The following is a 21,906-nucleotide window of genomic DNA, read 5'->3' as shown; positions in this document are numbered from 1 at the left end:
GAAACATAGTGACTATGCTAATGTTAATGGATGTATATATTTGAATGTTAAGTTAATAATAGTATGTCAGTCTATTGTATAGTCCGAGTCGAAAATCGTAAAATATTTATAATATAATTTATTATGAAGTATAATTGCGTTTTGAGAATATATTTATTAGTGATAAACTTGTTGGCAACAGAATGTGAATGAAGTATGTCATAAATATATTTATATTGATTCTACAAATGAGTAAATAAGTATAATTTTCTAACTATAAATGATAAGATATATTGTTGTAGGCCAAACAGTTTTTTAGCTAAAGGAGCGAACGAAATGGGATTTTTATCAAAAATTCTTGATGGCAATAATAAAGAAATTAAACAGTTAGGTAAACTTGCTGATAAAGTAATCGCTTTAGAAGAAAAAACGGCAATTTTAACTGATGAAGAAATTCGTAATAAAACGAAACAATTCCAAACAGAATTAGCTGTCATTGATAATGTCAAAAAGCAAAATGATTATTTAGATAAAATTTTACCAGAAGCATATGCACTTGTTAGAGAAGGCTCTAAACGTGTATTCAATATGACACCATATAAAGTTCAAATTATGGGTGGTATTGCAATTCATAAAGGTGATATCGCTGAGATGAGAACAGGTGAAGGTAAAACATTAACAGCGACAATGCCAACATACTTAAATGCATTAGCTGGTAGAGGTGTTCACGTTATTACAGTCAATGAATACTTATCAAGTGTTCAAAGTGAAGAAATGGCTGAGTTATATAACTTCTTAGGTTTGACTGTCGGATTAAACTTAAACAGTAAGACGACAGAAGAAAAACGTGAAGCATATGCACAAGACATTACTTATAGTACTAATAATGAGCTAGGTTTTGATTACTTACGTGATAACATGGTGAATTATTCTGAAGATAGAGTAATGCGTCCATTACATTTTGCAATCATTGATGAGGTTGACTCAATTTTAATCGACGAGGCACGTACGCCATTAATTATTTCTGGTGAAGCTGAAAAGTCAACGTCACTTTATACACAAGCAAATGTTTTTGCGAAAATGTTAAAACAGGACGAAGATTATAAATACGATGAAAAAACGAAAGCCGTACATTTAACAGAACAAGGTGCGGATAAAGCTGAACGTATGTTCAAAGTTGAAAACTTATATGATGTACAAAATGTTGATGTTATTAGTCATATCAACACAGCTTTACGTGCGCACGTTACATTACAACGTGACGTAGACTATATGGTTGTTGATGGCGAAGTATTAATTGTCGATCAATTTACAGGTCGTACAATGCCAGGCCGTCGTTTCTCGGAAGGTTTACACCAAGCTATTGAAGCGAAGGAAGGCGTTCAAATTCAAAATGAATCTAAAACTATGGCGTCTATTACATTCCAAAACTATTTCAGAATGTACAATAAACTTGCGGGTATGACAGGTACAGCTAAAACTGAAGAAGAAGAATTTAGAAATATTTATAACATGACAGTAACTCAAATTCCGACAAATAAACCTGTGCAACGTAACGATAAGTCTGATTTAATTTACATTAGCCAAAAAGGTAAATTTGATGCAGTAGTAGAAGATGTTGTTGAAAAACACAAGGCAGGGCAACCAGTGCTATTAGGTACTGTTGCAGTTGAGACTTCTGAATATATTTCAAATTTACTTAAAAAACGTGGTATCCGTCATGATGTGTTAAATGCGAAAAATCATGAACGTGAAGCTGAAATTGTTGCAGGCGCTGGACAAAAAGGTGCCGTTACTATTGCCACTAACATGGCTGGTCGTGGTACAGATATCAAATTAGGTGAAGGCGTAGAGGAATTAGGCGGTTTAGCAGTAATAGGTACAGAGCGACATGAATCTCGTCGTATTGATGACCAGTTACGTGGTCGTTCTGGACGTCAAGGTGATAAAGGGGATAGTCGCTTCTATTTATCATTACAAGATGAATTAATGATTCGTTTTGGTTCTGAACGTTTACAGAAAATGATGAGCCGACTAGGTTTAGATGACTCTACACCAATTGAATCAAAAATGGTATCAAGAGCTGTAGAATCAGCACAAAAACGTGTAGAAGGTAATAACTTCGACGCGCGTAAACGTATCTTAGAATACGATGAAGTATTACGTAAACAACGTGAAATTATCTATAACGAAAGAAATAGTATTATTGATGAAGAAGATAGCTCTCAAGTTGTAGATGCAATGCTACGTTCAACGTTACAACGTAGTATCAATTACTATATTAATACAGCAGATGACGAGCCTGAATATCAACCATTCATCGACTACATTAATGACATTTTCTTACAAGAAGGTGACATTACAGAGGATGATATCAAAGGTAAAGATGCTGAAGATATTTTCGAAGTCGTTTGGGCTAAGATTGAAGCAGCATATCAAAGTCAAAAAGATATCTTAGAAGAACAAATGAATGAGTTTGAGCGTATGATTTTACTTCGTTCTATTGATAGCCATTGGACTGATCATATCGACACAATGGATCAATTACGTCAAGGTATTCACTTACGTTCTTATGCACAACAAAATCCATTACGTGACTATCAAAATGAAGGTCATGAATTATTTGATATCATGATGCAAAATATCGAAGAAGATACTTGTAAATTCATTTTAAAATCTGTAGTACAAGTTGAAGATAATATTGAACGTGAAAAAACAACAGAGTTTGGTGAAGCGAAGCACGTTTCAGCTGAAGATGGTAAAGAAAAAGTGAAACCGAAACCAATCGTTAAAGGCGATCAAGTTGGTCGTAACGATGATTGTCCATGTGGTAGTGGTAAAAAATTCAAAAATTGCCATGGAAAATAAATGATATAAAATAACTCCTTCCAATTAAACACCTATAGTTTGTGTTATGGGAGGAGTCTTTTTATTTTACAAGCGTTAAATACTTAAAAAAATGTGAAGAAGTTGTTAAACGTTGTTATGTACTTAGTTTAAAAAAATAGGTTTAAGCATATGTCGATGATAAATGTACTGATTTTTAACAATAAAAGCATAAACTAATTGACAATGTGCTTATATTTCTTAACATTGTTATTTAACAAAATTATGTTAAAATTTAGCATTATAAAAGATACAAATCAATGACTTGAATTGAATTATAAATAGGAGCGAAGGCTATGGAATTATCAGAAATCAAACGAAATATAGATAAGTATAATCAAGATTTAACACAAATTAGGGGGTCTCTTTGACTTAGAGAACAAAGAAACTAATATTCAAGAATATGAAGAAATGATGGCAGAACCTAATTTTTGGGATAACCAAACGAAAGCGCAAGATATTATAGATAAAAATAATGCGTTAAAAGCAATAGTTAATGGTTATAAAACACTACAAGCAGAAGTAGATGACATGGATGCTACTTGGGATTTATTACAAGAAGAATTTGATGAAGAAATGAAAGAAGACTTAGAGCAAGAGGTCATTAATTTTAAGGCTAAAGTGGATGAATACGAATTGCAATTATTATTAGATGGACCTCACGATGCCAATAACGCAATTCTAGAGTTACATCCTGGTGCAGGTGGCACGGAGTCTCAAGATTGGGCTAATATGCTATTTAGAATGTATCAACGTTATTGTGAGAAGAAAGGTTTTAAAGTTGAAACTGTTGATTATTTACCTGGAGATGAAGCGGGGATTAAAAGTGTAACATTGCTCATCAAAGGGCATAATGCTTATGGTTATTTAAAAGCTGAAAAAGGTGTACACCGACTAGTACGAATTTCTCCATTTGATTCATCAGGACGTCGCCATACATCATTTGCATCATGCGACGTGATTCCAGATTTTAATAATGATGAAATAGAGATTGAAATCAATCCGGATGATATTACAGTTGATACATTCAGAGCTTCTGGTGCGGGTGGTCAGCATATTAACAAAACTGAATCGGCAATACGAATTACCCACCACCCCTCAGGTATAGTTGTTAATAACCAAAATGAACGTTCTCAAATTAAAAACCGTGAAGCAGCTATGAAAATGTTAAAGTCTAAATTATATCAATTAAAATTGGAAGAGCAGGCACGTGAAATGGCTGAAATTCGTGGCGAACAAAAAGAAATCGGATGGGGAAGCCAAATTAGATCATATGTTTTCCATCCATACTCAATGGTGAAAGATCATCGTACGAACGAAGAAACAGGTAAGGTTGATGCAGTGATGGATGGAGACATTGGACCATTTATCGAATCATATTTAAGACAGACAATGTCGCACGATTAATATATATTTTAAAACCGAGGCTCTAAAAGGGCATCGGTTTTTGGTTTTTATAAAGGTAGCTAAATAAATTGTAAATTAGATTTTGAAATATGATTTGTTTATGAATATTTAAGAACAATTCGGTAGATAGGTTTAGAATATATTTTTTAAAAGTTGTGTTTGTTAAAACAACATATGCAGTGTGCATTTAGTAATATTACCTATGGCGATTTTCAAGGTATTGAATTAATTATTGAAAACGTTCTCAATTATATGGTATGAATACATTTTACACTATGATAAAAGTTTGTATTCTTTTTATATTGTTAACCATTTGATTACATCGTTATAACAATAGCTTTTGACAAAATGTATTGTGCTATAGTATTTGCATACTTAAAATACTAACAGCAAAGGAATGACAGCAAGATGAAAAAATCTCTTACGGTGACGGTTTCGTCAGTGTTAGCTTTTTTAGCTTTAAATAATGCAGCACATGCACAACAACATGGCACACAAGTAAAAACACCTGTTCAACATAATTATGTATCAAATGTTCAAGCACAAACGCAATCACCGACAACTTATACAGTAGTTGCTGGCGATTCATTATATAAAATTGCTTTAGAGCATCACTTAACGTTGAATCAATTATATTCATACAATCCTGGTGTAACACCTTTAATTTTTCCTGGTGACGTGATTTCACTTGTGCCTCAAAATAAAGTGAAACAAACTAAAGTGGTTAAATCACCAGTAAGAAAAGCAAGCCAAGCTAAAAAGGTAGTAAAACAACCTGTACAACAAGCGTCTAAAAAAGTAGTAGTTAATCAAGCACCTAAGCAAGCAGTAGCTAAGACAGTTAATGTAGCATACAAACCTGCCCAAGTACAAAAATCAGTACCAACTGTACCTGTTGCACATAACTACAATAAATCAGTTGCTAACAGAGGAAACTTATATGCTTATGGAAACTGCACATATTATGCTTTCGATCGTCGTGCACAATTAGGTAGAAGTATAGGAAGTTTATGGGGCAATGCAAATAACTGGAATTACGCAGCAAAAGTTGCAGGATTTAAAGTAGATAAAACACCAGAAGTTGGCGCTATTTTCCAAACAGCTGCTGGTCCATATGGACATGTTGGTGTTGTTGAATCTGTAAACCCTAATGGAACAATTACTGTTTCGGAAATGAACTATGCTGGATTTAATGTTAAATCTTCAAGAACAATTTTAAATCCAGGAAAATATAATTACATCCACTAAGTAATATATCAAGACAAGACTATCCTCTTAGCCTGTTTAAGTAACAGGTTGAGAGGATTTTTTGGTATCATTTAATCAGAGTTATATAAAGAAGATATTTAAATGATATTTAATTGAATGATATGTAAAAAGAAAGTATAATTTATGATTAATTAATGGAGGAGGTAATTGAAATGGGTGTACATCAATATTTTAAAAGATTATCAGATATGGAAAGACTTATAAGATTACCTGGAAAATTTAAATATTTTGAACACAATGTTGCAGCACACTCCTTTAAAGTAACTAAAATTGCTCAATATCTAGCAACAGTTGAAGAATATCATGGACGAAAGATTAATTGGAAAAGCTTATATGAAAAAGCATTAAATCATGATTTCGCTGAAGTGTTTACTGGTGATATAAAAACACCTGTTAAATATGCGAGTAGTGAATTAAAAAAATTATTTTCGCAAGTTGAAGAAGAAATGGTAGAGACCTTTATTGAAGAAGAAATTCCATTACAATATAGAGATGTTTATAAGCAACGACTGCAAGAAGGTAAAGATGATTCATTAGAAGGCCAAATACTTTCAGTTGCTGATAAAATTGATTTGCTTTATGAAACATTTGGAGAAATACAAAAACGTAATCCCGAAGAATTATTTTTCGAAATTTATGAAATGAGTCTAGAAACAATTATTCAATTTGACCATTTAGCATCTGTACAAGATTTTATTAATAATATCATTCCAGAAATGTTGACTGAAAACTTTATACCTAGAACAGAATTAAGAGAAACAACCATGAACATTTTAAATAAAAGAAAAGAGGAAAATGAATGATATGGTATTTTAGCGCAGCATTCTTTCCATGTGTCCTGGTAGTATTGTTTAGTGTAATAACAAGAAGTAAATGGATCGGTACTATTCTGACATTAATTTTAATCGGTGCCTCAATCTATAAAGAGTATTTCCATAACGAGTGGATTATTTTTATTGATGTAGTGTCATTATTAGCTGGTTATTTAATTATAGATCAACTCGAATTTCATAAACATCAAGATGAAGATCGCTAAGATTAACTTTAAAATAATGTTTCAAACAAATTTGTTGAAACAAAACGATGATTAATATAATGTGTATTTACATACTAAAAATAACAAGATAAACGATTTGATTTAATGCAAGCATAGTTAGCACAACTATGTTTGTTTTTCTTTGTTCGACATTTTTACGAACAAACGTTTGCTTTTTGTGTGACTACTTTGCTAAAATATGTAATGAGAAAGCGAAGAGTTGAGCGGAAATATAAATAAAACGTTGAAAGAGGAGGCATATGTGACAATGGTTGAACATTATCCTTTTAAAATACATTCTGATTTTGAGCCTCAAGGTGACCAACCGCAAGCAATTAAAGAAATCGTGGAAGGTATTAAAGCGGGGAAAAGACATCAAACTTTATTAGGTGCTACTGGCACAGGGAAAACATTTACGATGAGTAATGTTATTAAAGAAGTTGGGAAACCAACGTTAATTATCGCGCATAACAAAACATTAGCAGGACAATTATATAGTGAGTTTAAAGAGTTTTTTCCTGAAAACAGGGTGGAATACTTTGTAAGTTACTATGATTATTATCAACCAGAGGCATACGTACCGTCTACTGACACTTTTATTGAAAAAGATGCCTCAATCAATGATGAAATTGATCAACTACGACATTCTGCTACAAGTGCATTATTTGAACGCGATGATGTAATTATTATTGCTAGTGTAAGTTGTATATATGGTTTAGGTAATCCTGAAGAATATAAAGATTTAGTAGTAAGTGTTCGAGTTGGTATGGAAATGGATAGAAGTGAATTACTTAGAAAACTTGTAGATGTGCAATATACACGAAATGACATCGATTTCCAACGAGGAACGTTTCGAGTGCGTGGTGATGTAGTTGAAATATTCCCAGCCTCTAAAGAAGAACTTTGTATAAGGGTTGAGTTTTTCGGCGATGAGATTGACCGTATCCGAGAAGTTAACTACCTAACAGGTGAAGTGTTGAAAGAAAGAGAACATTTTGCGATATTCCCAGCTTCTCACTTCGTAACACGTGAAGAAAAGTTGAAAGTTGCGATTGAACGTATTGAAAAAGAATTGGAAGAACGATTGAAAGAATTACGAGATGAGAATAAATTACTAGAAGCGCAAAGGTTAGAACAGCGTACCAACTATGATTTAGAAATGATGCGAGAAATGGGATTCTGTTCAGGAATTGAAAACTATTCAGTACATTTAACGTTGCGACCACTAGGTTCGACACCATATACTTTATTGGATTACTTTGGCGATGATTGGTTAATAATGATTGATGAATCACATGTGACGTTACCGCAAGTTCGTGGCATGTATAACGGAGACAGAGCACGAAAACAAGTTTTAGTTGATCATGGATTTAGATTACCAAGTGCGTTAGATAACCGCCCACTTAAATTTGAAGAATTTGAAGAAAAGACGAAACAACTTGTGTATGTATCTGCAACGCCTGGTCCATACGAAATTGAACATACGGATAAGATGGTTGAACAAATTATTCGTCCTACTGGTTTACTGGACCCTAAGATTGAGGTTAGACCTACTGAAAATCAAATTGACGATTTATTAAGTGAAATTCAAACAAGGGTTGAGCGTAATGAAAGAGTACTTGTTACAACACTCACTAAAAAGATGAGTGAAGATTTAACCACATATATGAAAGAAGCAGGCATTAAAGTTAACTATCTACATTCTGAAATTAAAACATTAGAACGAATCGAAATAATTAGAGACTTACGAATGGGTACATATGATGTTATCGTAGGTATTAATTTATTAAGAGAGGGTATTGATATACCAGAAGTTTCTCTAGTTGTCATATTAGATGCAGATAAAGAAGGATTTTTACGTTCTAACCGCTCATTAATTCAAACAATAGGTAGAGCTGCGCGTAACGATAAAGGTGAAGTCATTATGTATGCTGATAAAATGACTGATTCGATGAAGTATGCAATTGATGAGACACAACGTCGTCGAGAAATACAGATGAAACATAATGAAAAACATGGTATTACACCTAAAACAATTAATAAAAAAATACATGATTTAATTAGTGCTACTGTTGAAAATGACGAAAATAATGACAAAGCACAAACTGTGATACCTAAGAAGATGACGAAAAAAGAACGTCAAAAGACAATCGACAATATAGAAAAAGAAATGAAACAAGCAGCGAAAGATTTAGATTTCGAGAAAGCTACAGAATTAAGAGATATGTTATTTGAATTAAAAGCAGAAGGGTGACAAGTAAATGAAAGAACCATCCATAGTAGTAAAAGGTGCTCGTGCGCATAACTTGAAAGATATTGATATCGAACTACCTAAAAATAAATTAATTGTTATGACAGGTTTATCTGGGTCAGGTAAATCGTCATTAGCATTCGATACTATATATGCTGAAGGACAACGACGTTATGTTGAATCATTAAGTGCCTATGCGCGTCAATTTTTAGGCCAAATGGACAAACCAGATGTTGATACAATTGAAGGATTATCGCCAGCAATTTCAATAGATCAAAAAACAACAAGTAAAAATCCAAGATCAACTGTAGCAACAGTAACAGAAATATATGATTATATACGTTTGTTATATGCACGCGTTGGTAAACCTTACTGTCCAAATCACAATATAGAAATTGAATCGCAAACAGTACAACAAATGGTTGACCGCATTATGGAATTAGAGGCACGTACAAAGATTCAATTATTAGCACCTGTCATCGCTCATCGTAAAGGTAGTCATGAAAAGCTAATCGAAGATATTGGTAAAAAAGGTTATGTACGTTTAAGAATCGATGGCGAAATTGTTGATGTAAATGATGTACCTACATTAGATAAGAACAAGAATCATACAATAGAAGTTGTTGTAGACCGATTAGTTGTTAAAGATGGAATTGAAACACGACTAGCTGACTCTATAGAAACTGCGTTAGAGCTTTCAGAAGGACAATTAACAGTTGATGTTATTGACGGGGAAGACCTTAAGTTTTCAGAAAGCCACGCTTGTCCTATATGTGGATTTTCAATCGGAGAATTAGAACCAAGAATGTTTAGCTTTAACAGTCCTTTTGGTGCTTGTCCAACATGTGATGGCTTAGGGCAAAAGTTAACAGTCGATGTAGACTTGGTTGTTCCTGACAAAGATAAGACACTAAACGAAGGTGCAATAGAACCTTGGATACCGACGAGTTCTGATTTTTATCCAACATTGTTAAAACGTGTTTGTGAAGTTTATAAAATCAATATGGATAAACCTTTTAAAAAGTTAACAGAACGTCAACGTGATATTTTATTGTATGGTTCGGGTGACAAAGAAATTGAATTTACATTTACACAACGTCAAGGTGGTACTAGAAAACGAACAATGGTCTTCGAGGGTGTAGTTCCTAATATAAGTAGACGATTCCACGAATCACCTTCAGAATATACACGTGAAATGATGAGTAAATATATGACCGAACTACCTTGCGAAACTTGTCATGGAAAGCGATTGAGTCGTGAAGCGTTATCTGTTTATGTAGGTGGTTTAAATATTGGTGAAGTAGTCGAATACTCAATCAGTCAAGCGCTGAACTATTATAAAAACATTAATTTGTCAGAACAAGATCAAGCGATTGCAAATCAAATATTGAAAGAAATTATTTCTCGACTCACTTTTTTAAATAATGTGGGACTTGAATATTTAACGCTAAACAGAGCTTCAGGTACACTTTCAGGTGGTGAAGCACAACGTATTCGATTAGCAACGCAAATTGGGTCACGTTTGACTGGTGTCTTATATGTATTAGATGAGCCATCAATTGGACTGCATCAAAGAGATAATGATCGATTAATTAATACACTTAAAGAAATGAGAGATTTAGGAAATACTTTAATTGTAGTTGAACACGATGATGATACAATGCGTGCGGCTGATTACTTAGTGGACATAGGGCCTGGTGCTGGTGAGCATGGAGGACAGATTGTGTCTAGTGGTGCACCTCAAAAGGTAATGAAAGATAAAAAATCTTTAACAGGACAATACTTGAGTGGTAAGAAACGTATTGAAGTACCTGAATATCGCAGACCGGCTTCAGATCGTAAAATTTCTATACGTGGAGCTAGAAGTAACAACCTTAAAGGGGTTGATGTGGACATACCACTATCAATCATGACGGTCGTTACAGGTGTATCAGGTTCAGGTAAAAGCTCATTAGTAAATGAAGTATTATACAAATCATTAGCTCAAAAAATCAATAAATCTAAATTAAAGCCAGGATTGTACGATAAGATTGAAGGTATTGATCAACTTGATAAAATTATTGATATTGATCAATCACCGATAGGTAGAACGCCACGCTCTAATCCAGCAACGTATACTGGTGTGTTTGATGATATACGTGATGTGTTTGCGCAAACAAATGAAGCTAAAATTCGAGGATATCAAAAAGGCCGTTTTAGTTTTAATGTAAAAGGTGGACGCTGTGAAGCTTGTAAAGGTGACGGTATTATTAAGATTGAAATGCATTTTTTACCTGATGTTTATGTTCCTTGTGAAGTGTGTGATGGTAAACGATATAATCGTGAGACACTAGAGGTTACTTACAAAGGTAAAAATATTGCTGACATTTTAGAAATGACTGTTGAAGAGGCAACACAATTTTTTGAAAACATTCCTAAGATTAAGCGCAAGCTACAAACACTAGTTGATGTTGGTCTTGGATACGTCACATTAGGTCAACAAGCTACAACGTTATCAGGTGGTGAGGCTCAACGTGTGAAACTTGCATCTGAACTTCATAAACGTTCAACTGGTAAATCTATTTATATCCTAGACGAACCGACAACAGGGTTACATGTTGACGATATTAGTAGATTATTAAAAGTATTAAACCGATTAGTTGAAAATGGTGATACTGTTGTAATTATTGAACATAACCTAGATGTTATCAAAACAGCAGACTATATTATAGACTTAGGTCCTGAAGGTGGTAGTGGCGGTGGTACTATTGTTGCGACTGGCACACCTGAAGATATTGCTCAGACAAAGTCATCATATACAGGAAAGTATTTAAAAGAAGTACTTGAACGAGATAAACAAAATACTGAAGATAAATAAGATAAAAAGAAGTGAAGGATGTTGTAAATTTATCCTTCGCTTCTTTTTATTAATTTAGTAATGAATAGTAGAAAGAAAAGATGCGTAAAAAGAATTATGTTAAGATAGGGTCAATCTAGAGTTGCTAAACATAAATCGAAACTGAGAGTGGGACAGAAATGATAAAGAATCACTAATGATTTATTATGTAGTGATTCTTTGTCATTCGCCACAACTATTGTGTACTTAAAAATAGGAATGCATGAGTGCGACTCATGCATAAGAAATACTAATTTCTAAAGAAAAAGTATTTCTTTATGTTGGGGCCCACCCCAACTTCCATTGCCTGTAGAAATTGGTGTTCCAATTTCTTTGTGTTGGGGCCCCGCCAACTAATTCGAATTTATCATTGTAGAGCTTAGGTCATTGATTTATGGCTCGGACTTTTATGGCGATATGAACCATGTAAATTAAGCAAGCAATAAATTAATGATTGATATTGACTTGTAAAATAATAACAATAATGAACAATTAATATTTATTTTAGCTTTTCAATGTAGATTGGTGTTATATTTTTGATATGATAAGAAGAGATGTAAGAGTAGGGATAAATACAATTGAGGTGAACCCATGTTAACGACAGAAAAACTAGTTGAAACATTAAAGTTAGATTTAATCGCTGGTGAAGAAGGACTATCGAAGCCAATTAAAAATGCTGATATATCAAGACCGGGCTTAGAGATGGCAGGTTATTTTTCACATTATGCGTCAGATAGAATACAACTATTAGGAACAACGGAACTATCGTTTTACAATTTATTACCAGATAAGGATCGCGCAGGTCGTATGCGTAAACTATGCAGACCAGAAACGCCTGCAATTATTGTGACACGTGGATTGCAGCCACCAGAAGAATTAGTTGAAGCTGCAAAAGAATTAAATACGCCACTTATAGTTGCTAAAGATGCGACTACAAGTTTAATGAGTCGCTTAACAACGTTTTTAGAGCATGCACTTGCAAAGACGACATCTTTACATGGTGTTTTAGTAGATGTTTACGGTGTTGGTGTACTAATTACCGGTGATTCAGGAATAGGTAAAAGTGAGACTGCGTTGGAGTTAGTTAAACGTGGGCATAGATTAGTAGCAGATGATAATGTAGAAATACGTCAAATTAATAAAGATGAACTAATAGGGAAACCACCAAAGTTAATAGAACATCTATTAGAAATACGTGGACTAGGTATTATCAATGTTATGACTTTATTTGGCGCGGGTTCAATATTAACTGAAAAACGAATTAGATTAAATATTAATTTAGAAAACTGGAACAAGCAAAAGTTATATGATCGCGTAGGACTTAATGAAGAGACGTTAAGTATTTTAGATACTGAAATCACTAAAAAAACAATACCTGTAAGACCTGGAAGAAATGTTGCGGTAATTATTGAGGTCGCTGCAATGAACTATCGATTAAATATCATGGGCATTAACACTGCCGAAGAATTTAGTGAAAGATTAAATGAAGAAATTATCAAAAACAGTCATAAGAGTGAGGAGTAGGTTGAATGGGTATTGTATTTAACTATATAGATCCTGTGGCATTTAACTTAGGACCACTGAGTGTGCGATGGTATGGAATTATCATTGCTGTCGGAATACTACTTGGTTACTTTGTTGCACAACGTGCACTAGTTAAAGCAGGATTACATAAAGATACTTTAGTAGATATTATTTTTTATAGTGCACTATTTGGATTTATCGTGGCACGCATCTATTTTGTGATTTTCCAATGGCCATATTACGCGGAAAATCCAGGTGAAATTATTAAAATATGGCATGGTGGTATAGCAATACATGGTGGTTTAATAGGTGGCTTTATTGCTGGTGTTATTGTATGTAAAGTGAAAAATTTAAACCCATTTCAAATTGGTGATATCGTTGCGCCAAGTATAATTTTAGCGCAAGGAATTGGACGCTGGGGTAACTTTATGAATCACGAGGCACATGGTGGACCTGTGTCACGCGCTTTTTTAGAACAATTACATTTGCCTAATTTTATAATAGAAAATATGTATATTAACGGCCAATATTATCATCCAACATTCTTATATGAATCCATTTGGGATGTCGCTGGATTTATTATCTTAGTTAATATTCGTAAACATTTAAAATTAGGAGAAACATTCTTTTTATATTTAACTTGGTATTCAATTGGTCGATTCTTTATAGAAGGATTACGTACAGATAGCTTAATGCTTACAAGTAATATTAGAGTTGCACAATTAGTATCAATTCTTTTAATTTTAATAAGTATAAGTTTAATTGTATATAGAAGGATTAAGTATAATCCACCGTTGTATAGCAAAGTTGGGGCGCTTCCATGGCCAACAAAAAAAGTGAAGTAGTGATATTTTGAGAAAATTTTTATCAAAAACATATCATCATACAAACCCTTTATGGCATGTATACCGTCTTGTTAAATTTTCGAAAGTTTTTAAAAATGTAATCATCATTGAATTTTCGAAATTTATTCCAAGTATGGTACTGAAAAGACATATATATAAACAACTTTTAAATATTAATATCGGTAATCAATCATCGATAGCTTATAAAGTAATGTTAGATATTTTTTACCCAGAACTGATTACGATTGGTAGTAACAGTGTTATTGGTTACAATGTAACAATTTTGACGCATGAAGCATTAGTTGATGAATTTCGTTATGGACCAGTGACGATAGGGTCTAACACTTTGATTGGTGCAAATGCTATCATTTTACCCGGTATAACGATTGGTGACAATGTAAAAGTTGCAGCTGGTACGGTTGTTTCAAAAGATATACCGGATAATGGATTTGCATATGGCAACCCTATGTATATAAAAATGATTAGGAGGTGACAATTTTATGGCGCAAAAGAATAATAATGTAATTCCAATGACTTTTGATGATGCATTTTATCGTAAAATGGCTAATCAGAAGTTTAAACAAAGAGAATATAAACGAGCTGCTGAATACTTTGAAAAAGTGTTAGAATTGTCACCTGATGATCTGGAAATTCAAATTGATTATGCACAATGTCTAGTGCAACTTGGTATTGCTAAAAAAGCAGAACATTTATTTTATGACAATATTATTTATAATAGGCATCTAGAAGATAGCTTTTATGAATTGAGTCAGCTCAACATTGAAGTTAACGAACCAAACAAGGCATTCTTGTTTGGTATTAATTATGTTATTGTTAGCGACGACCAAGATTATAGAGATGAATTAGACCAAATGTTTGATGTGAAATATCAAAGTGAAGAACAAATTGAACTTGAAGCTCAATTGTTTGTAGTTCAAATACTATTCCAATATCTTTTTTCTCAAGGTCGATTAAAAGATGCAAAGAATTATGTCTTACATCAACCACAAGAAGTTCAAGATCATCGTGTCGTACGTAATTTACTGGCAATGTGTTATTTATATCTCGGCGAATATGACACGGCTAAAGCATTGTACGAAGCACTATTACAAGAGGATAGTACAGATATATATGCATTATGCCATTATACTTTGCTACTTTATAACACTAAGGAAAATGAACAATACCAAAAGTATTTAAAAATATTAAATAAAGTTGTACCTATGAATGACGATGAAAGTTTTAAATTAGGTATTGTTTTAAGTTATTTAAAGCAGTATCGTGCATCACAACAATTGTTGTACCCTTTATATAAAAAAGGGAAATTTTTATCAATTCAAATGTACAATGCTTTAGCATATAATTATTATTATTTAGGTGAAGAAGACGAAAGTCATTACTACTGGGATAAATTGAAGCAAATTTCTAAAGTGGAAATTGGACATGCTCCTTGGGAAATTGAAAATAGCAAAGAAGTTTTTGACCAACATATTTTGCCATTACTTCAAAGTGATGACAGTCATTATCGTTTATATGGTATTTTTTTATTGGATCAATTAAATGGCAAAGAAATTGTGATGACGGAAAGTATTTGGCAGGTTCTGGAAAATCTAAATAATTATGAGAAATTGTATTTAACGTATTTAGTTCAAGGTTTAACGCTCAATAAATTAGACTTCATTCATCGCGGCTTGTTAACGCTTTACCATAATGAATTATTTGTAAGTGAAAATGATTTAATGGTTGCATGGATTAATCAAGGTGAACTCATAATTGCTGAAAAAGTAGATTTAACTGATGTTGAGCCATATATCGGTGCGTTTATTTATTTGTATTTTAAAAATCAACCTCGAAACGTTACAAAGAAGCAAATTACAACATGGTTAGGCATAACACAATATAAACTGAACAAAATGATTGAATTTCTCTTGAGCATATAGATTTATGAAAAGTTAGATTTATTATATAATGCGCATAATGATTAATAATGAGGAGGCGTTAATAAAATGACTGAAATAGATTTTGATATAGCAATTATCGGTGCAGGTCCAGCTGGTATGACTGCTGCAGTATACGCATCACGTGCTAATTTAAAAACAGTTATGATTGAAAGAGGTATTCCAGGCGGTCAAATGGCTAATACAGAAGAAGTAGAGAACTTCCCTGGTTTCGAAATGATTACAGGTCCAGATTTATCTACAAAAATGTTTGAACACGCTAAAAAGTTTGGTGCAGTTTATCAATATGGAGATATTAAATCTGTAGAAGATAAAGGCGAATATAAAGTGATTAACTTTGGTAACAAAGAATTAACAGCTAAAGCGGTCATTATTGCTACAGGTGCAGAATACAAGAAAATTGGAGTTCCTGGTGAACAAGAACTTGGTGGACGCGGTGTAAGTTATTGTGCAGTATGTGATGGTGCATTCTTTAAAAATAAACGCCTATTCGTTATCGGTGGTGGTGACTCAGCAGTAGAAGAGGGAACATTCTTAACTAAATTTGCTGACAAAGTAACAATCGTTCACCGTCGTGATGAGTTACGTGCACAGCGTATTTTACAAGATAGAGCATTCAAAAATGATAAAATCGACTTTATTTGGAGTCATACTTTGAAATCAATTAATGAAAAAGATGGCAAAGTGGGTTCTGTGACATTAACGTCTACAAAAGATGGTTCAGAAGAAACACACGAGGCTGATGGTGTATTCATCTATATTGGTATGAAACCATTAACAGCGCCATTTAAAGACTTAGGTATTACAAATGATGTTGGTTATATTATGACAAAAGATGATATGACAACATCAGTACCAGGTATTTTTGCAGCAGGAGATGTTCGCGACAAAGGTTTACGCCAAATTGTCACTGCTACTGGCGATGGTAGTATTGCAGCGCAAAGTGCAGCGGAATATATTGAACATTTAAACGATCAAGCTTAATTCGAAGTCGAATTAAGATGTTGAGCTGTAAATTATTTGGATATTTATTTTAATAGTGTCATCACATTGTTAAAATAATGTCTTACTTTTAAATTAAAGCAAATTATATAGAAAACTAGAACTTAGTACGTATCATTTGTGCGTTTCAATGAGTTCTAGTTTTTTTATATGTTATATTAAACTTATAACTTTATGGGAGTGGACAGAAATGATATTTTTACAAAATTTATTTCGTTGTCCCACCCCAACTTGCACATTATCGTAAGCTGACTTTTCGTCAGCTTCTGTGTTGGGGCCCCGCCAACTTGCATTGTGTGTAGAAATTGGGAATCCAATTTCTCTGTGTTGGGGCCCACACCCCAACTCGCATTGCCTGTAGAAATTGGGAATCCAATTTCTCTTTGTTGGGGCCCCTGACTAGAGTTGAAAAAAAGCTTGTTGCAAGTGCATTTTCATTCAGTCAACTACTAGCAATATAATATTATGGACCCTAGGACATTGATTTATGTCCTAAGCTCCTTTAAATGATGTATATTTTTAGAAATTTAATCTAGACATAGTTAAAAATAAATATAAAACATCGTTGCTTAATTTTGTCATAGAACATTTAAATTAACATCATGAAATTCGTTTTGGCGGTGAAAAAATAATGGATAATAATGAAAAAGAAAAAAGTAAAAGTGAACTATTAGTTGTCACAGGTTTATCTGGTGCAGGTAAATCTTTGGTTATTCAATGTTTAGAAGACATGGGATATTTTTGTGTAGATAATCTACCACCAGTGTTATTGCCTAAATTTGTAGAGTTGATGGAACAAGGAAATCCATCCTTAAGAAAAGTGGCAATTGCAATTGATTTAAGAGGTAAGGAACTATTTAATTCATTAGTTGCAGTAGTGGATAAAGTCAAAAGTGAAAGTGACGTCATCATTGATGTTATGTTTTTAGAAGCAAGTACTGAAAAATTAATTTCAAGATATAAGGAAACGCGTCGTGCACATCCTTTGATGGAACAAGGTAAAAAATCGTTAATCAATGCAATTAATGATGAGCGAGAGCATTTGTCTCAAATTAGAAGTATAGCTAATTTTGTTATAGATACTACAAAGTTATCACCTAAAGAATTAAAAGAACGCATTCGTCGATACTATGAAGATGAAGAGTTTGAAACTTTTACAATTAATGTCACAAGTTTCGGTTTTAAACATGGGATTCAGATGGATGCAGATTTAGTATTTGATGTACGATTTTTACCAAATCCATATTATGTGGTAGATTTAAGACCTTTAACAGGATTAGACAAAGACGTTTATAATTATGTTATGAAATGGAAAGAGACAGAGATTTTCTTTGAAAAATTAACTGATTTGTTAGATTTTATGATACCCGGGTATAAAAAAGAAGGGAAATCTCAATTAGTAATTGCCATCGGTTGTACGGGTGGACAACATAGATCTGTAGCATTAGCAGAACGACTAGGTAATTATCTAAATGAAGTATTTGAATATAATGTTTATGTGCATCATAGGGACGCACATATTGAAAGTGGCGAGAAAAAATGAGACAAATAAAAGTTGTACTTATCGGTGGTGGCACTGGCTTATCAGTCATGGCTAGGGGATTAAGAGAATTCCCAATTGATATTACAGCGATTGTAACAGTTGCTGATAATGGTGGGAGTACAGGGAAAATCAGAGATGAAATGGATATACCAGCACCAGGAGACATCAGAAATGTGATTGCAGCTTTAAGTGATTCTGAGTCAGTTTTAAGCCAACTTTTTCAGTATCGTTTTGAAGAAAATCAAATTAGCGGTCACTCGTTAGGTAATTTATTAATCGCAGGTATGACTAATATTACGAATGATTTCGGACATGCCATTAAAGCATTAAGTAAAATTTTAAATATTAAAGGTAGAGTCATTCCATCTACAAATACAAGTGTGCAATTAAATGCTGTTATGGAAGATGGAGAAATTGTTTTTGGAGAAACAAATATTCCCAAAAAACATAAAAAAATTGATCGTGTGTTTTTAGAACCTAACGATGTGCAACCAATGGAAGAAGCAATTGATGCTTTAAGGGAAGCAGATTTAATCGTTCTTGGACCAGGGTCATTATATACGAGCGTTATTTCTAACTTATGTGTCAATGGTATTTCAGATGCGTTAATTCATTCTGATGCGCCTAAGCTATATGTATCTAATGTGATGACGCAACCTGGGGAAACAGATGGTTATAGCGTGAAAGATCATATCGACGCGATTCATAGACAAGCTGGACAACCGTTTATTGATTATGTCATTTGTAGTACTCAAACTTTCAATCCTCAAGTTTTGAAAAAATATGAAGAAAAACATTCTAAACCAGTTGAAGTTAATAAGGCTGAACTTGAAAAAGAAAGCATAAATGTAAAAACATCTTCTAATTTAGTTGAAATTTCTGAAAATCATTTAGTAAGACATAATACTAAAGTGTTATCGACAATGATTTATGACATAGCTTTAGAATTAATTAGTACTATTCCTTTCGTACCAAGTGATAAACGTAAATAATATAGAACGTAATCATATTATGATATGATAATAGAGCTGTGTAAAAAAATGAAAATAGACAGTGGTTCTAAGGTGAATCATGTTTTAAATAAGAAAGGAATGACTGTACGATGAGCTTTGCATCAGAAATGAAAAATGAATTAACTAGAATAGACGTCGATGAAATGAATGCAAAAGCAGAGCTCAGTGCACTGATTCGAATGAATGGTGCACTTAGTCTTTCAAATCAACAATTTGTTATAAATGTTCAAACGGAAAATGCAACAACGGCAAGACGTATTTATTCGTTGATTAAACGTGTCTTTAATGTGGAAGTTGAAATATTAGTCCGTAAAAAAATGAAACTTAAAAAAAATAATATTTATATTTGTCGTACAAAGATGAAAGCGAAAGAAATTCTTGATGAATTAGGAATTTTAAAAGACGGCATTTTTACGCATGAAATTGATCATTCAATGATTCAAGATGACGAAATGAGACGCAGTTACTTGAGAGGAGCTTTTCTGGCAGGTGGCTCAGTGAATAACCCTGAAACATCTTCGTACCATTTGGAAATTTTTTCTCAAAATGAGAGTCATGCAGAAGGCTTAACAAAACTAATGAATAGTTATGAGTTGAATGCCAAACATTTAGAGCGAAAAAAAGGAAGTATTACGTATTTAAAAGAAGCGGAAAAGATTTCGGATTTTCTTAGTTTGATAGGTGGCTATCAAGCGTTATTAAAATTTGAAGACGTACGTATTGTAAGAGATATGCGTAATTCTGTTAACCGACTCGTTAATTGTGAAACGGCAAATCTAAATAAAACAGTTAGTGCTGCGATGAAACAAGTTGAGAGCATTAAATTGATTGATAAAGAAATTGGTATTGAAAATTTACCAGACAGGTTGAGGGAGATTGCTAGAATTCGAGTAGAACATCAAGAAATTTCGTTGAAAGAGCTTGGAGAAATGGTGTCAACTGGTCCAATTTCAAAATCAGGTGTAAATCATCGATTAAGAAAACTTAATGATTTAGCCGATAAGATTAGAAATGGTGAACAAATAGAATTATAAGTAAGAAGGTGTTTTTGGTAGCGAATTATCAAAAATACCTTTTTTATGATTAAAAAGTGTTTAATGAATAATAGTCGACTAACTATTAAATTGATCTGGAAAGTTTAATGAAGGAAATTCAATAACCAAGCGTTACCTAATTTTCTCATTAAGTAGCATCATATATATCAATTTGGTCGTAAGAAAATACGAATGTGATAATTAATTGAGTCCCTGAAAGTCCCTGATTATAGACAAAAAAATCAGCATAAAAAGAATCCCGACATTGCGGGATTCTCTGTATTGAAAAGTATTGTATTTTATTTAAATGCCTCCTTGAAGGGAATCGAACCCCTATCTTAAGAACCGGAATCTTACGTGTTATCCATTACACCACAAGGAGTAAATATGTTAATCAAATCACTGTACTATCAGAAGTAAAATAAGTACAATCTAAAATAGATATTATCAGTTTACAAAGGAAAGAGACAAGCGTCAATCAATGTAACTATTTAAAGTCAAAGTGTTTGACCAAATTTGACTTAATATGTAAAATAATGAGTAACAGTTATTACAAGGAGGAAATATAGATGAATTTAATTCCTACAGTTATTGAAACAACAAATCGCGGTGAACGTGCATACGATATATACTCACGTTTATTAAAAGACCGTATTATTATGTTAGGTTCACAAATTGATGACAACGTAGCAAATTCAATCGTATCACAGTTATTATTCTTACAAGCACAAGACTCAGAGAAAGATATTTATTTATACATTAATTCACCAGGAGGAAGTGTAACAGCTGGTTTTGCGATTTATGATACAATTCAACACATTAAACCTGATGTTCAAACAATTTGTATCGGTATGGCTGCATCAATGGGATCATTCTTATTAGCAGCTGGTGCTAAAGGTAAACGTTTTGCGTTACCAAATGCAGAAGTAATGATTCACCAACCATTAGGTGGTGCTCAAGGACAAGCAACTGAAATCGAAATTGCTGCAAATCACATTTTAAAAACACGTGAAAAATTAAACCGCATTTTATCAGAGCGTACTGGTCAAAGTATTGAAAAAATACAAAAAGACACAGATCGTGATAACTTCTTAACTGCAGAAGAAGCTAAAGAATATGGCTTAATTGATGAAGTGATGGTACCTGAAACAAAATAATTCAAAGTAAAGAGTAGACTAAGCAGTCTGCTCTTTTTGTATGAGTAAACCAAGGTATAAATAAATTGTCAAAAACATTTCGATTAAAAGCAAAAAATAACGGGTAAAAATGTTTATGAGAATTTAA

Annotated in this window: 18 protein-coding genes; all 18 read left to right on the top strand. The window is 33.0% G+C overall.

All coding sequences use genetic code 11. From position 1 onward, the window contains the following. The first annotated feature begins 315 nt into the window (after positions 1-315). Positions 316-2,847, top strand: a complete 2,532-nt coding sequence (secA, locus tag ACXQH5_RS02990; protein ID WP_000506541.1) for a preprotein translocase subunit SecA — start codon at positions 316-318, stop codon at positions 2,845-2,847. 41 nt (positions 2,848-2,888) lie between these two features. Then, positions 2,889-2,987 (top strand): hypothetical protein, encoded by a 99-nt coding sequence (locus tag ACXQH5_RS02985; protein ID WP_031844945.1) that lies wholly within the window; start codon positions 2,889-2,891, stop codon positions 2,985-2,987. 174 nt (positions 2,988-3,161) lie between these two features. Next, positions 3,162-4,272 (top strand): peptide chain release factor 2 gene (gene prfB, locus ACXQH5_RS02980; protein WP_010956549.1). Its coding sequence is split into 2 segments (ribosomal slippage): positions 3,162-3,233 and positions 3,235-4,272, totalling 1,110 coding nucleotides; the frame shifts between segments, so codons are not numbered across the junction. 153 nt (positions 4,273-4,425) lie between these two features. After that, positions 4,426-4,533: a hypothetical protein gene (locus ACXQH5_RS02975; RefSeq protein WP_001790093.1), complete on the top strand. Its 108-nt coding sequence runs from the start codon at positions 4,426-4,428 to the stop codon at positions 4,531-4,533. A 147-nt stretch (positions 4,534-4,680) separates the two neighbouring features. Then, on the top strand, positions 4,681-5,520 hold the full coding sequence (locus ACXQH5_RS02970; RefSeq protein WP_000749391.1) for a COG3942 and LysM peptidoglycan-binding domain-containing protein: 840 nt from the start codon (positions 4,681-4,683) through the stop codon (positions 5,518-5,520). A gap of 173 nt (positions 5,521-5,693) precedes the next feature. Then, positions 5,694-6,344, top strand: a complete 651-nt coding sequence (locus ACXQH5_RS02965) for a YfbR-like 5'-deoxynucleotidase (protein WP_000538141.1) — start codon at positions 5,694-5,696, stop codon at positions 6,342-6,344. Further along, positions 6,341-6,577 (top strand): CsbA family protein, encoded by a 237-nt coding sequence (locus ACXQH5_RS02960; RefSeq protein WP_000638418.1) that lies wholly within the window; start codon positions 6,341-6,343, stop codon positions 6,575-6,577. Before ACXQH5_RS02965 ends, ACXQH5_RS02960 begins: the two co-directional genes overlap by 4 nt. Before the next feature lie 268 nt (positions 6,578-6,845). After that, on the top strand, positions 6,846-8,831 hold the full coding sequence (gene uvrB, locus ACXQH5_RS02955) for an excinuclease ABC subunit UvrB (RefSeq protein ID WP_000229251.1): 1,986 nt from the start codon (positions 6,846-6,848) through the stop codon (positions 8,829-8,831). A gap of 7 nt (positions 8,832-8,838) precedes the next feature. After that, positions 8,839-11,685 (top strand): excinuclease ABC subunit UvrA, encoded by a 2,847-nt coding sequence (gene uvrA / locus ACXQH5_RS02950; RefSeq protein WP_000662686.1) that lies wholly within the window; start codon positions 8,839-8,841, stop codon positions 11,683-11,685. A 609-nt stretch (positions 11,686-12,294) separates the two neighbouring features. Beyond that, positions 12,295-13,227: an HPr(Ser) kinase/phosphatase gene (hprK, locus tag ACXQH5_RS02945; RefSeq protein ID WP_000958224.1), complete on the top strand. Its 933-nt coding sequence runs from the start codon at positions 12,295-12,297 to the stop codon at positions 13,225-13,227. A 5-nt stretch (positions 13,228-13,232) separates the two neighbouring features. After that, positions 13,233-14,072, top strand: coding sequence for a prolipoprotein diacylglyceryl transferase (lgt, locus tag ACXQH5_RS02940; protein ID WP_000513315.1), 840 nt, complete (start codon positions 13,233-13,235; stop codon positions 14,070-14,072). Positions 14,073-14,079: 7 nt separating this feature from the next. After that, on the top strand, positions 14,080-14,565 hold the full coding sequence (locus tag ACXQH5_RS02935; protein WP_001224799.1) for an acyltransferase: 486 nt from the start codon (positions 14,080-14,082) through the stop codon (positions 14,563-14,565). Positions 14,566-14,572: 7 nt separating this feature from the next. After that, positions 14,573-16,012, top strand: a complete 1,440-nt coding sequence (locus ACXQH5_RS02930; RefSeq protein ID WP_000057560.1) for a tetratricopeptide repeat protein — start codon at positions 14,573-14,575, stop codon at positions 16,010-16,012. 66 nt (positions 16,013-16,078) lie between these two features. Next, the gene (gene trxB / locus ACXQH5_RS02925; RefSeq protein ID WP_000134959.1) at positions 16,079-17,014 is read left to right on the top strand and encodes a thioredoxin-disulfide reductase; all 936 of its coding nucleotides are present in this window, start codon (positions 16,079-16,081) and stop codon (positions 17,012-17,014) included. 649 nt (positions 17,015-17,663) lie between these two features. Further along, on the top strand, positions 17,664-18,575 hold the full coding sequence (gene rapZ / locus ACXQH5_RS02920) for an RNase adapter RapZ (protein WP_000369719.1): 912 nt from the start codon (positions 17,664-17,666) through the stop codon (positions 18,573-18,575). Beyond that, complete coding sequence (locus ACXQH5_RS02915) at positions 18,572-19,567, top strand: YvcK family protein (protein ID WP_001248941.1); 996 nt, start codon at positions 18,572-18,574, stop codon at positions 19,565-19,567. The genes rapZ and ACXQH5_RS02915 overlap by 4 nt, the downstream gene beginning before the upstream one ends. A gap of 110 nt (positions 19,568-19,677) precedes the next feature. Continuing rightward, positions 19,678-20,622 (top strand): DNA-binding protein WhiA, encoded by a 945-nt coding sequence (whiA, locus tag ACXQH5_RS02910; RefSeq protein ID WP_000006551.1) that lies wholly within the window; start codon positions 19,678-19,680, stop codon positions 20,620-20,622. Positions 20,623-21,191: 569 nt separating this feature from the next. Next, the gene (gene clpP / locus ACXQH5_RS02905) at positions 21,192-21,779 is read left to right on the top strand and encodes an ATP-dependent Clp endopeptidase proteolytic subunit ClpP (protein WP_001049165.1); all 588 of its coding nucleotides are present in this window, start codon (positions 21,192-21,194) and stop codon (positions 21,777-21,779) included. Positions 21,780-21,906 lie beyond the last annotated feature (127 nt).

The organism is Staphylococcus sp. SA22, assembly GCF_054165785.1.
This window is presented reverse-complemented; position numbering and strand designations above follow the sequence as displayed.